The sequence below is a fragment of the Pseudomonas sp. 2995-3 genome, assembly GCF_002742565.1.
GTDB classification, from domain to species: domain Bacteria; phylum Pseudomonadota; class Gammaproteobacteria; order Pseudomonadales; family Pseudomonadaceae; genus Aquipseudomonas; species Aquipseudomonas edaphica.
On sequence record NZ_LJSB01000428.1, the window covers coordinates 1 to 231 of the forward strand.

1 protein-coding gene is annotated in these 231 nt (G+C 37.7%); it reads left to right on the forward strand.

The features are described 5' to 3' along the window. Positions 1-24: 24 nt before the first annotated feature. Positions 25-231: nucleotidyltransferase domain-containing protein (locus AOA62_RS29925; RefSeq protein WP_143521958.1), on the forward strand; the 207-nt coding region annotated here is incomplete at its 3' end.

The window sequence follows — 231 nt, forward strand, 5'->3', positions numbered from 1 at the left end:
GAGTAAGGGAGGAGGAGTTGTAAAATGGGGTATCAGTGGAATTCGTGTCCTTCTGACATAAGAGATTTTATCCTAAATCTACAAAAAGGGATTACGGAAAATATAAGTGAGGACTTCGTAGGTTTCTATTTACACGGTTCTTTAGCAATGGGGAAATTTAACCCAAATAGTAGTGATATTGATGTTTTAGTTGTCACGAAGAAAGCTATGACAGTAGAGACGAAGAGGAAG